Raw genomic sequence first — 11,633 nt, forward strand, 5'->3', positions numbered from 1 at the left:
GAACAGGAAATGAAGCAATGACCTCGCTCCAGGACAAGGCCGCCATTGCTGCCGACGCCGGTACCCCTGTCGTCGTTGCACGGCGAAGCAAGCGCAAGACCATCGGCATACTGCTGTGCGTCTCCGCCGTAGCGGTTGTGGCGGCCTGGGCGGTCATTGCATTTTCGAGGGGCGTCACTTCGACCGATAATGCCTATGTCCGCGGTGACGTCACGTCGCTCGCCGCCAAGGTCGCTGGCTATGTCACGGCGCTGGAGGTCGAAGACAACCAGACTGTGCGTGCCGGTGACGTGCTGTTTCGTATTGATGAGCGCGACTATCGCGCCAGACTGGCGCAAGCCGAGGCCAATGTCAGCGCAGCCCAGGCACGCTTGACCCATGTCGATGCGCAAATCCAGTTGCAGCATGCGCTGATTCGACAGGCCGAAGCGCAAAGACGCTCGGCCTCGGCCGAGATGGATCTGGCGACAAAGACCCATGATCGCAGCCGCAAACTGATTGTCAGCAACGCGGTCAGCCAGGCCCTGGTCGATGAAACCGCCACCGCGCGCGCCAGAGCCGAGGCGTCGGTGTCGGCCGCTTCGGCAACGGTCGAGGCGCAACAGCAAAACATCGCTGTGTTCGTGGCCGAAAGAGAGGCGGCCGAGGCGGCTGTGTCGCAAGCGCAGGCCGCGCGTGATCTCGCGCAGCTCGATCTTGACCACACCGTGGTGCGGGCGCCGGTGGCAGGTGTTGTCGGCAACCGCCAGATTCGACTCGGCCGGTTCGTTACACCGGGTGTTTCCTTGCTCGACATCGTGCCGGTCAACGATGTATGGGTCGTGGCCAATTTCAAGGAAACCCAGCTCGAAACCCTCCATTGCGGTCAGCGTGTGCGTATCACGGTCGATGGCTATCCTGACCAGCCCATTGCCGGCGTGGTCGACAGTTTTGCACCGGGCAGTGGCTCGGCGTTCAGCTTGCTGCCGCCCGACAACGCGACCGGGAACTTTGTGCGCGTCGTTCAGCGGGTTCCGGTAAAGATCCGTTTTGCCCACAATCCAATGCCGGGGCGAATTGTGCCGGGCCTGTCCGCGCGCGTTGAAGTGGCGAGCGGGGAAGGCTCATGAACACGACCGTCTCGACGCGCAGTCATGACAGCGCCGCTTCTGGTGTTCTGCTCATGACGGGGATCGTGCTGGCCACATTGACGGAAGCAATCGCCAGCACCGTTCTGTCACTCGGACGCGGCGACATCATCGGCGACACTTATGCCACACCCGATGAGTTCGCCTGGCTGGATGTCGGCTACATCGCGCTCAAGCTGATCGGGTTCATGGCCGCCCCGTGGCTGTTGAGCCGTTTCTATCCGCGTCATGTGATTATCGGCTCAACGCTGCTCATGGGGCTGGCGTGCTGCATGGCCGGCATTACCGCTCAAATGGACGTGCTGGTTGGGCTTCGCGTTATGCAGGGTTTCGCTGGGGGGATCCTGCTGGTCGGGGGGCAGGCGCTGATATTTCGCGCGTATAAGCGCTCCAGCCAGCCAATCCTGCAAGCCCTGTTCGCCATGGGTTCGGTGGTTGCACCCGGGACGATCGTCCCGGCCCTGCAAGGGTGGTTGATCGACAGCCAGTCCTGGACCTGGATTTTCTTCAGCGTGGTGCCGCTGGCCTTGGCGGCGACGGGTCTTTTGCTCATCACTGACCACCCCACGCCTGCCAGTGCGCGGCAACGCTCCTTTGATTGGCTCGGCTTCGCACTGATCTCTACGACGTTGTTCTGCTTCACTTACGTGCTCAGCCAGGGCAGCCGCTGGGATTGGTTCGAGGCCCCCCGCATTCTGTTGCTGACGATGATGGGCGGCAGCGCGTTGCTGGCATTTATCGGTCAGCAACTATGGGGCAAAGGCCAGGGCCTGTTCGATTTCACCCCGTTCAAATCGAGCGATTTCACCTTTGCCTTTATCGTCAGTTTTGTTGCCGGTGCCGCGTTGTTCGGCAGCGCGTTCCTGATTCCCGCGTTTGCCCTGTCGGTGCTCGCGTTCACGCCGACCGATGCCGGCCTGCTCCTGTTGCCCAGTGGCGGTTTTTTTATCGGTTCACTGCTTCTCGCGGCGTTTCTCTTCAAAGTCCGCCACGTTCCCCCTGTGGCGACTGTGCCCTTTGGCATCCTGATGATCATGGGGGCCATGTGGATGCTGTCCGGTTCGACCAGCGAAAGCGGCACGGCCAGCATGATGACAGCCATCCTGCTTCGAGGCCTGGGCCTTGGCTTCCTGTTTCTGTCGATCACGCTGATTGCTTTCAGCGACCTCAACAGCCGCAACCTCGCCTTCGGCATTGGCCTGTTCAACACCGGGCGGCAATTGGGGGGCTTGATGGGCGTCGCGGGGCTCCAGACGCTGATCGAGCATGAAGTCGTCATCAACAATGCGGTCCTTGGTGCCAACGTTACGCCAGGAGGGACCGCACTCATCGAACGGCTGACCTCCACGGGTGCGATGCTGGCCGGGAAGGGCATGGATCAAGTCGCCGCCGGCCGGGCTGCGACTAATCTGCTGGGCAAGGTCGTGTCAGGTCAGGCTACGGTGATTGCTTTTGATACCGCGTTCTTCGCAGTCGCGCTGTTATTTGTCGTGGCTGCCCCTCTCCTGGTCAGCCTCAAGATTGGGCTCTCGCTATACGCCAAAGCGCGTGCGATGTGAGCCGTGGCCGAAGTCGAAAAGGGATAAAACGAGTCCAAACCACCCGACAAAAAAAGCCGCCCCTAAAAGGCAGTCCAAAAAACACGTCTTGGTGAACGCGTCCCGACAGAAGTGGAAGTGGGCATGCCAGGCCTGGGGATGTGACGGACAAATCACGTTGAGGGCATGGCGAAATAAAGCGGGGTGTCATCTTGGTGTCACCTAGCCCATGGCAGGATCCTCGCAAACCGTCTTGAACGCTCTGCGGAACTCCATTCGCGGGCTGACGAAATTGCCAGGAATCTGCCCCATGAAAGGAGACGCCTCCCTGTTTGCAGCCATTGACCTGGGCTCCAATGCGTTTCGCTTGATGATTGGCCAATCGGTCAAACGGAACCAGAAGTGGATGATTCACGAGGTGAAAACCCTGCGTGAACCTGTCCGTTTGTCGGAAGGTTTTCAGAGTGGCGCGCTGGATGAAATGGCGCTGGATCGTGGCTGGCAGGCGCTTTCGCGATTCGGCAAAAAGCTACGCGGCTTTGAACCTGGCCGGGTACGGGCGGTGGCGACCAGCGCGGTTCGCGAAGCTGACAATGCGCAACTGTTTTTAGCCAGTGCCGAGCGTCATCTCGGGTTTCGGATTGACGTCATCTCCGGGCATGAAGAGGCGCATCTGGTGTACGCCGGTGTGGCTCATTCGATCCCCAGCCCGCACAGCATGCGACTGGTGGTGGACATCGGCGGCGGCTCCACGGAGTTGATTCTGGGGCAGGGCACTCAGCCGCTGTTGACCGAAAGCATTGCGATTGGCAGCGGTACCTTTGGTGCGCGCTACTTTTCCGGTGGTTGCATCACCGCTCCGGCGCTGCTGGAGGCCGAGCGCGTGGCCACGCTGCAGTTTGAGAAAGTGGCGCGGCGGTATCGTGCCTTGGGTTGGCAGCAGGCTATCGGCTCTTCGGGGACGGCACGGATGCTCGCCAAAGTGCTCAAGGCCAACGGCATGAACGATGACGGCGAAAGCGGCATCACCTACAGCGGCCTACTGCGCCTGTCGTTGCGCCTGCTGGAAGTGGGGCACGTCAAACAGCTGAAACTGGCCGGCCTGCAAAACCACCGATTGAGCACCTTGCCCGGTGGTCTGGTGGTAATGCTGGCGGCGTTCAAGGTCTTTGGTATCTCGCAGATGACGCCGTCAGAAGGCGGGTTGAGGTTCGGGGTCCTGCATGGCCTGATGGCCCGGCATTGAACCCCGAACCGCTGTTTTAGAGACCATTAATGAGACGAGGCAACGCCAACGGGTTGGCGTCTTGCAGTACCTCAGGCAGTAGTGCCTGCGGAAAGCCCTGGTAAGCCACCGGGCGCAAGAACCGTTCAATCGAGGTCATGCCGACCGAGGTAAAGCGGCTGTCCGACGTGGCCGGAAACGGTCCGCCGTGAACGGTGGCAAACGTCACTTCCTGCGGGTGCGCGAAGGCATTGACGACGATGCGCCCGGTGCGGCGTTCCAGCACGGGCAACAAGCGCTGCGCCAAGGGCAAATCCTCGTCCTCTAGGTGCATGGCCGCCGACAGCTGACCTCTGAGTGAACGCGCAACGGCGAGCATTTCTGCCTCGTCCCTGACGTTCACCAACAGCGCCGCCGGGCCGAATACTTCTTCGGCCAGCAGCGTATCGCTCAGGAACTGCGCGCCGTCGACTTCCATCAAGGCGGATGCGCCATCCAGCGCTGCAATGGCCGGCGAGCCTTCGGCAATGCGTCGAGCCCCGGCGTCCTCGATCTGGCCAAGGCCATTCAGATAGGCCGCGTGAATACCGGGTGTCAGCATCGGTCGCGCCAAGGCCTCGTTGACGCGTTTGATCATTGCCGCACGCATCGCCTCAAAGCCAGGTCCGTCGATGGCGATCAGCAGCGCGGGTTTCAGGCACGCTTGCCCGACGTTGACCAGCATGCGCTCGACAAAGCCGTCGCCAATCAACGCACCTTTTTCCGCCTGCGCGTGGGGCAGGATGAACGTCGGGTTGATGCTGGTCATCTCGGTAAAGACGGGAATCGGATCGGGGCGCAGTTGCGCACGGCGATACAGGGCCATGCCGCCACGCTCGGAACCGGTGAACGTCACCGCTTTGATCAGCGGGTGATCGACCAGCGCTTCACCGATGGCGTTACCGCCACCGCGTACCATCGAGAACACACCTTCGGGCAGATTGTGCGCTTGTACGGCCTGGCGGATGGCGTGTGCCTGAATTTCCGAAGCCCCGGGATGCGCGTTATGCGCCTTGAGGATGACGGTCGCGCCGGCCGCCAGTGCCGAAGCGGTATCGCCGCCGGCGACCGAATACGCAATCGGAAAGTTACTTGCGCCGAAAATCGCCACCGGGCCGAGGGCGATCTTCTGCAAGCGATGGTCCATGCGCGGGCGCGGCTGACGGTCAGGCTGTGCCGGATCGATGGCCAGTTGCAGGAAGCGTCCTCTGCGCACGACATCAGCGAACTGGCGGAACTGTGTGGCGGCTTTTATTGCTTCGCCCTCCAGTTGCGCCTCCGGCACACCGGTTTCGAGGGCGGCTCTGGCAGCCAGCGACTGGCGGACTGCATCGAGATTGTCGGCAATGCTGTCGAGGAACGCCGCGCGCCGGTCGAGCGAGGTGTGGCTGTAAACATCAAATGCCTCATCGGCGAGGGTCGCGGCCCGGTCGACGTCGGCCGCGCCACCCAGGGCGAAGTCCGGCTCGATCAGCTGGTTTGTGGCCGGGTTGAGCGCCTTCATCGTCCCTTCGGAACCGGGCACATCGTGGGCGCCGATCATGAGCTTGCCAGTCAAGGTCATGGGCGTTCACCTTGAGTCAATGTGGCGATGAGTTCTGGGGTGGTCACGATGGAATGGGCAAAGGTCGGGCCGTTCAGTTCATGGGCCGCGTGCATCATTTCTGGCTTGAAGGCGGCCGTTGCGTCGCGCACCAAGGTGACGTGATAGCCGAGTTCTTGGGCGTAACGTGCAGTGGCTTCAATACAGGTATTGGCCAGCAAGCCAACGATGATCACGTGGGTGATGCCTTTCTGCTTAAGGCGGAAATCAAGGTCGGTGTTGGCAAACCCGCTCGAACCCCAGTGCTCCTGAACGACGATGTCGCCTTCCTTGGGTGCGAAATCCGGGTGCCATTCGCCGCCCCATTCGCCACGCGCAAAGTGATGCATGTGCATGATCTTGCATTGGGTAGGGCTTGGGTGATCCCAATTTTCGTAGTCGCCTTTTTCCCAGCGGTGGTGCGGTACGATGAATACCGGAATGTCGAGGGCACGTACCGTGCGGTCGAGTGCGCGCAAGTTGTCGAGCAGGCCGACTTGCACGGCGATTGGTTCGATCAGCGGATAGACTTTGCCGCCCTCGGAAAGGAAGTCGTTGTAGGGATCGACCAACAGATAAGCGGTTCTGTCGAGGGGATAGAGGGCTTTTGACATGGCTGCGTTCTCCAGGAATGTTTGAGTGACCGATGCCCGACACTTGCCGGGACATCATGTTGATATGATAATCATAGTAACAGCAAAAGAGGCAAGACCGCATGTCGGTAAATACACCTGTTCCTGAAACCCTGTGCCCGATTTCACGGGCCGAGGCCGTCGTCGGCGACCGCTGGACGGTCCTGGTGCTGCGCGAGTTGTTCATGGGCAGTCATCGGTTCGACGAGATCCAGGCGCAAACCGCCGGGACCCCGCAAATGATCGCCACCCGCCTCAAACGCCTGGAGGCTGACGGGCTGATCGCGCGCCGCGCTTACAGCGAACGGCCCCCGCGCTACGAGTACCATCTGACGCCCAAAGGCGATGCGTTCTATTCCGTGGTGCTGGCATTGCGCGCCTGGGGGGAAACCTGGTGCAAGTCAGAGGAGGAGGGGTTGGCGGTCGTTTACACCCACGCCACCTGTCGCCAGCCTGCCGGATTGGGCCCGTTGTGTGCACATTGCGGCGAACCTTTGCGCCGTGGCGAGCTGCTCAGCACGCCCAGCGAAGCCTACGCCGCTGAACGCAAAGCACGGCGAGAGGCCTTCAAGGGTAGCCGCGGGGCGAACCCGATGGCGGCTCAGGATCAGTAATCAGGGGGCAGTGGGCATCTCTTCAGATAATCGGTCTTCGCGGGCACACGTTTGTATCGCTACGTATCTCCGGCGCCGGCAGCCAACTTCACATACAAAAACAGGGGTTGCGTGACACGCGCGGGATACACCGCCGCCGCTAAATGGGTTCACCGCATTGGCGGCAGTCATTGGAGATTCGCGATGTTCCGTATCACTTCCCGCAACACGGCTGGCCGGTCAGGCAATGCCCTTGCCGTTCTTTCACTGGCCGCCTTCGCGAGCTTTTCGCAGGCTGGCGAGGCAAATCACGAGCCGCAGCCTGCGAAAAACTGGCAGTCCGGAATCCACCGTACCGATCTGGTGCGCCAGGACCTGGGGGCGGCCGAGCGTGAGGTGATCCAGGTGCGTGTCGATTTCGACGCTGGCGTGGCCTCGCCCAAACACTCGCATCCGGGCGTGGAAGTGGCTTACGTCATCGAAGGGTCGTTTGAGTATCAACTGGAGGGCCGGCCACCGGTCACGCTAAAGGCTGGCGATTCGCTGTACATCCCGGCGGGCACGGCGCATGTCGCGAAGAACCTGGGGGGCGGTAAAGCGTCGGAGCTGGCGACGTACATCGTGAAAAAAGGCACGCCGCTGCTGGTGCTGGAAGAGTAAGCCGTGTTCGCCCGACACGTGGCATCGGGCGACGCTGTCAGCGCTGGCCCGGCCAACCCGCCTGACGCATTGCCTTGAGCAGCGTGTCGGCATCCAGGCCCTTCACGGTATGGCCATTGCCTTCCGCGGTGTCAGACGCGAGCAGGGCATTGATAATGGCTTCCTCCACGGCCTCGGTAGCCGCCAGAAACAACTCGCTGATGTGATCGTTGTTGACCATGCGCAAGTTGTCGCACGTGGGCGCGCCTTTGCCTTCATAAGCGGCAGGCGGCACGTGCTGGTTGCCGGTAGCGAAGGCAATGAAAATGTCACCGCTGTGGTCCTCGTTACCGCCACCGGTGCGGGCCAATCCCAGACTGGCACGCTGCGCGAGGCGTGTGCATTGGTGCGGCAGCAACGGCGCATCCGTGGCCAGGCAGACGACGATGGAACCCATGCCCGGATACGGTAGCGAGGCTTTGAGGAACGGCGAGTCGACCTGTTCCATGTAGCGTCCGACCGGGTAACCGTCGACACGCAACTCGTTGCGGATGCCATGGTTAGCCTGGACGATGGCGCCGACGGTCCAGCCCCCTTGCGCAGGACTCAAGCGGCGCGAGGACGTGCCAATCCCGCCTTTGAATTCATGGCAGATCATCCCGCTGCCACCGCCTACTGCGCCTTCGATCACCGGTCCGTCAACGGCATTGCGCTGCGCTTGGGCCACATGCTCGGGTTTGACGTGGAAACCATTGATGTCGCTGAGCAAGCCATCGTAGGTTTCCAGCACCACCGGCATGTTCCAGTACAGTCGGCCGTCATCGGGTTGGGCCTGGCGATCCAGTGCAATCAGCGCATCGCGCACCACACCGAGGCTGTGGGTGTTGGTGAAGGCGATCGGGCTGGTCAGCAGGCCGGCTTCGCGAATCCACTCAAGGCCAGTGGCGTCACCGTTGCCGTTGAGCACATGCACACCGGCAAAACACGGTTGCTGGTTGGTGGAACCGGCACGCGGTTCGATCAGGGTGACACCGGTGTGGATGTCTCGACCGCTGTCGGTGCGGCCGCGCACCTCACTGTGGCCGACGCGAACGCCGGGTACGTCGGTGATGGCATTGAGCGGGCCGGGTTGCAGTTGGCCGAACTGGATGTTCAGGTCACGGGCACGTGGTTTCATGGGTTTCTCATCTTCACTAAAAATAATTGGAATGCCAAATCGCGTGGTCTCAGGGTTACTGGCCGTTTTTGACCTTGCTCCAGACCCGCGTGCGCACCCGTTCAGTCGCCGGCGGCAGCGGTTGAAGGGTGAACAAAGTGGCCAGCGCTTGAGCCGATGGGTACACAGCAGGGTTGATGCGGGTCGCTTCGGCCACCAGCGGCGTGGCGCTGCGATTGCCGTTGGGGTAGTTCAGGTGATCGCTGACTGGGGCGATGACTTCGGGGCGCATCAGGTAGTCGATAAACGCCAGGCCTTGTTCTGGGTGCGGTGCGTCCTTGAGTAGCACCAGCGTGTCGAACCAGACCGGCGCGCCTTCCTTCGGCAAGCTGTAGGCGATCTTCACGCCGTTGTTGGCCTGCTCGGCGTTGGTCTTGGCTTCCAGCATCGCGCCGGACCAGCCCACCGCCACGCAGATGTTGCCGTTGGCCAGGTCGCTGATGAATTTGGACGAGTTGAAGTACGCAATGTGCGGGCGCAACTTCAGCAGCAGCGCCTCGGCTTTCTTGTAGTCCTCGGTGTTGGTGCTGTTCGGTGGCAGGCCCAGGTAGTGCAGGGCGACCGGCAACATCTCCGACGGCGAGTCGAGCATCGCCACGCCACATTGGCCGAGCTTCGCCAGGTTCTCTTCCTTGAACACCAGGTCCCAGGAATCCACCGGCGCCTTGTCGCCCAACGCGGCGCGAACCTTGTCGATGTTGTAGCCAATCCCGTTGGTGCCCCACAGGTATGGCACCGCGTACTGGTTGCCCGGATCGTTGTTGGCGAGTTTCGCCAGCAGGTCACTGTCCATGTTCTTGAAGTCGGGCATTTGCGCGTGAGGCAACGGGGCGAGGGCGCCGGCCTTGATCAGCGTCGGCAGACTGAAGTTGCTCGCCACCACCACGTCGTAGCCGCTGCGACTGGTCAACAGTTTGCCTTCCAGCACTTCGGCGCTGTCGAACGTGTCGTAGACCGGCTCGATTCCGGTGTCGCGCTTGAAGTCGTGCAGGGTATTGGGACCGATGTAGTCATACCAGTTGTAGACATGCACGGTCGGGGCGTCGGTGGCCATGGCCGACAGAGAGACGCACAAACAGGCGCCCAGTCCTAGATTGATATGCGAGCGGTGACAACTCATGATGCGGCACTCCTGGCCTGCTGCAGGCCGGTGATGAACAGGTGCTTGCAGCGTACTGGCAGGCGGGGGACTCACCCATTCCCATCATGGGTTACTCGAAAGGGGTAGTGCGTGGACGCATTGTTGAAAGAGCTGCCGGTGCATCAATCGCTGGCACGGGTGTTTGGCGCGTTGGGCCAGGACGGTTTCTGGCGGGCGCTGGTCGACACGTTGCGGCTGCTGGTGCCGCTGGACAATGCGTTGGTCGCGGTGATGCGCTCGGGGCGTGTCCCGCGTTTGCTGATTGATTTCGACTCGAAGGGCGGTGCCGCCGAGCACGAAGAATTGGCGGACTACAGCGCTGGCATGTACCTCCTCGACCCTTTTTACCAGGCCGTTTGCGCCGGTATTGCCGAGGGCCTGCACAGCCTCGAATCGGTGGCACCCGACCAATTCCAGCAAAGCGAGTACTACCTGAGCTATTTCCGCTCGGTGGTGGGGGCGGACGAGCTGCAGTTCATGGTCAATGTCGACGGCGCAGTACTGGGATTGTCGCTGGGGCGCTCAACGCGATTCAGCCTCGAAGAGCAGGGACGACTGCTGTGCGTGCGCGACTGGGTACTGTCGGCGATGCGCCGTCATCTGCAATTGATGCCGCCGGAAGGTGCGACGGCCGAACCGGTGGCTGGTGATCTGGCGACATTGCTGGACCGCTTCGACGCACGCCTGTCGGTGCGGGAAATCGAAACCGCCCGGTTGATCCTTCAGGGCTTCTCCAGCAAAGCCATCGCCCAGCACATGGGCATCTCACCGGAGACGGTGAAAGTGCATCGGCGCAATGTCTATCACAAGCTCAACGTGAACGGGCATGGGGAGCTGTTTGCGTTGGTGTTGCAGCCGCGTTGAGCCCGACAGGGTTCAGTCGCCCAGTTTGAACACCAACGCCTTCAACCCACACTCAACATCCGCATCCGGAAACTCCGGCGGATTCTCCAGACGCTGCTCAAAACGCAAACTCGGCGCTTCACGCATCACCCCATCGATCAGGAAGTCAGAGCCAAACGCCGGGTCATTCATGCAGGCCAGCACCGCGCCCGCAGGGCTGAGCAATTCCGGCAACCGGCGCAACACGCGCTGGTAATCCTTGGTCAGCAAAAAACTGCCTTTTTGGAAGGATGGCGGGTCAATGATCACCAGGTCATAAGGCCCCTTGCCAATCACCTTGCCCCAGGACTTGAACAGGTCATGACCAAGAAAACTGACCTGGCTCAAATCGTGCCCGTTGAGCCGGTGATTGTCGCGCCCACGGCTCAGGGCCGGGCTGGACATGTCCAGATTGACCACGTGCTGGGCGCCACCCTCGATGGCGGCGACCGAAAACCCGCAGGTGTAGGCAAACAGGTTCAGCACGCGCTTGCCCAGGGCATTCTCCCGCACCCAGTCGCGGCCGTAGCGCATGTCGAGAAACAACCCGGTGTTCTGTTTGCGGCCCAAGTCCACGCGATACCGCAAGCCGCCCTCGGTGATGGTCATCTCATCGATCACCTCCCCCAGCAACCACTCGGTGGTGCTTTGGAGCAGGTAGCGATGTTGCAGCAGCAAGGTGTGCGCGCCGGATTGTGCCCACTCGGGTGACTGGGTGATCTGCATCAGCAGTCGTTTCAAATCTTCCAGCTGAGCCACTTCCGGTTCTTTGAACAGCGCGACCAGCACCACGCCCTGCAACCAGTCGACGGTCAACTGCTCCAGCCCCGGCCAGCAGCGGCCACGGCCGTGAAACAAACGGCGGGTTTCCGCAGGGGCCGTTGCCAGGGCCGTCAGCAGGTGGGCGTGGAGGGTGGCAAGTGCGTCTGAGTTCATCGGGCAGGGTCGGCAATTTGAGGGGGCGGCATTTTAACCACAATTGCAGGGCGAAGCGTGTTCCAACGCCTCGGGAGTTATCA

11 protein-coding genes are annotated in these 11,633 nt (G+C 61.5%); 6 read left to right on the forward strand and 5 right to left on the reverse strand.

Annotated elements, in window-relative coordinates; genetic code table 11:
- Positions 1–17: 17 nt before the first annotated feature.
- From NL116_RS12990 to NL116_RS13000, 3 genes are all read left to right on the forward strand, one after another.
- Complete coding sequence (locus tag NL116_RS12990; RefSeq protein ID WP_494377503.1) at positions 18–1,109, forward strand: HlyD family secretion protein; 1,092 nt, start codon at positions 18–20, stop codon at positions 1,107–1,109.
- Entirely contained in the window at positions 1,106–2,686 is a 1,581-nt protein-coding gene (locus NL116_RS12995; protein WP_494377504.1) for an MFS transporter, read from the forward strand. The genes NL116_RS12990 and NL116_RS12995 overlap by 4 nt, the downstream gene beginning before the upstream one ends.
- A gap of 289 nt (positions 2,687–2,975) precedes the next feature.
- Positions 2,976–3,911: a Ppx/GppA phosphatase family protein gene (locus NL116_RS13000; protein WP_494377505.1), complete on the forward strand. Its 936-nt coding sequence runs from the start codon at positions 2,976–2,978 to the stop codon at positions 3,909–3,911.
- 16 nt (positions 3,912–3,927) lie between these two features.
- Here NL116_RS13000 and NL116_RS13005 read toward each other — a convergent pair whose 3' ends face one another.
- Together NL116_RS13005 and NL116_RS13010 are read right to left on the reverse strand one after the other, a co-directional pair.
- The gene (locus NL116_RS13005; protein WP_494377506.1) at positions 3,928–5,493 is read right to left on the reverse strand and encodes an aldehyde dehydrogenase (NADP(+)); all 1,566 of its coding nucleotides are present in this window, start codon (positions 5,491–5,493) and stop codon (positions 3,928–3,930) included.
- A complete protein-coding gene (locus tag NL116_RS13010) occupies positions 5,490–6,125 on the reverse strand; it encodes a cysteine hydrolase family protein (RefSeq protein WP_494377507.1) in 636 nt (211 codons plus the stop codon). The genes NL116_RS13005 and NL116_RS13010 overlap by 4 nt, the downstream gene beginning before the upstream one ends.
- A 101-nt stretch (positions 6,126–6,226) precedes the next feature.
- Between NL116_RS13010 and NL116_RS13015 the strand changes: the two genes are divergently transcribed.
- Positions 6,227–6,757, forward strand: coding sequence for a winged helix-turn-helix transcriptional regulator (locus NL116_RS13015; RefSeq protein WP_494377508.1), 531 nt, complete (start codon positions 6,227–6,229; stop codon positions 6,755–6,757).
- Positions 6,758–6,940: 183 nt separating this feature from the next.
- Positions 6,941–7,396 carry a cupin domain-containing protein gene (locus NL116_RS13020; protein ID WP_494377509.1) on the forward strand — a complete coding sequence of 152 codons (456 nt, stop codon included), beginning with the start codon at positions 6,941–6,943 and terminating at the stop codon, positions 7,394–7,396.
- A gap of 37 nt (positions 7,397–7,433) precedes the next feature.
- On the opposite strand, the gene NL116_RS13025 is transcribed toward NL116_RS13020, so the two are convergent.
- Both NL116_RS13025 and NL116_RS13030 read right to left on the reverse strand, forming a co-directional pair.
- Positions 7,434–8,552, reverse strand: coding sequence for a DmpA family aminopeptidase (locus NL116_RS13025; protein WP_494377510.1), 1,119 nt, complete (start codon positions 8,550–8,552; stop codon positions 7,434–7,436).
- Between the two features lie 55 nt (positions 8,553–8,607).
- A complete protein-coding gene (locus NL116_RS13030; RefSeq protein ID WP_494377511.1) occupies positions 8,608–9,711 on the reverse strand; it encodes an extracellular solute-binding protein in 1,104 nt (367 codons plus the stop codon).
- Positions 9,712–9,822: 111 nt separating this feature from the next.
- On the opposite strand from NL116_RS13030, the gene NL116_RS13035 reads away from it, so the two are divergent.
- The gene (locus NL116_RS13035; protein ID WP_494377512.1) at positions 9,823–10,596 is read left to right on the forward strand and encodes a helix-turn-helix transcriptional regulator; all 774 of its coding nucleotides are present in this window, start codon (positions 9,823–9,825) and stop codon (positions 10,594–10,596) included.
- 12 nt (positions 10,597–10,608) lie between these two features.
- On the opposite strand, the gene NL116_RS13040 is transcribed toward NL116_RS13035, so the two are convergent.
- On the reverse strand, positions 10,609–11,550 hold the full coding sequence (locus NL116_RS13040; protein WP_494377513.1) for a class I SAM-dependent methyltransferase: 942 nt from the start codon (positions 11,548–11,550) through the stop codon (positions 10,609–10,611).
- Between the last annotated feature and the right edge of the window lie 83 nt (positions 11,551–11,633).

The organism is Pseudomonas sp. FBCC-B1667 (assembly GCF_059133255.1).

Coding starts and splice junctions, on each gene's coding strand:
- NL116_RS13020 (WP_494377509.1), top strand. CDS start 6,941: ATGTTCCGTATCACTTCCCGCAACACGGCTGGCCGGTCAGGCAATGCC.
- NL116_RS13040 (WP_494377513.1), bottom strand. CDS start 11,550: ATGAACTCAGACGCACTTGCCACCCTCCACGCCCACCTGCTGACGGCC.
- NL116_RS12995 (WP_494377504.1), top strand. CDS start 1,106: ATGAACACGACCGTCTCGACGCGCAGTCATGACAGCGCCGCTTCTGGT.
- NL116_RS12990 (WP_494377503.1), top strand. CDS start 18: ATGACCTCGCTCCAGGACAAGGCCGCCATTGCTGCCGACGCCGGTACC.
- NL116_RS13030 (WP_494377511.1), bottom strand. CDS start 9,711: ATGAGTTGTCACCGCTCGCATATCAATCTAGGACTGGGCGCCTGTTTG.
- NL116_RS13025 (WP_494377510.1), bottom strand. CDS start 8,552: ATGAAACCACGTGCCCGTGACCTGAACATCCAGTTCGGCCAACTGCAA.
- NL116_RS13000 (WP_494377505.1), top strand. CDS start 2,976: ATGAAAGGAGACGCCTCCCTGTTTGCAGCCATTGACCTGGGCTCCAAT.
- NL116_RS13010 (WP_494377507.1), bottom strand. CDS start 6,125: ATGTCAAAAGCCCTCTATCCCCTCGACAGAACCGCTTATCTGTTGGTC.
- NL116_RS13015 (WP_494377508.1), top strand. CDS start 6,227: ATGTCGGTAAATACACCTGTTCCTGAAACCCTGTGCCCGATTTCACGG.
- NL116_RS13005 (WP_494377506.1), bottom strand. CDS start 5,493: ATGACCTTGACTGGCAAGCTCATGATCGGCGCCCACGATGTGCCCGGT.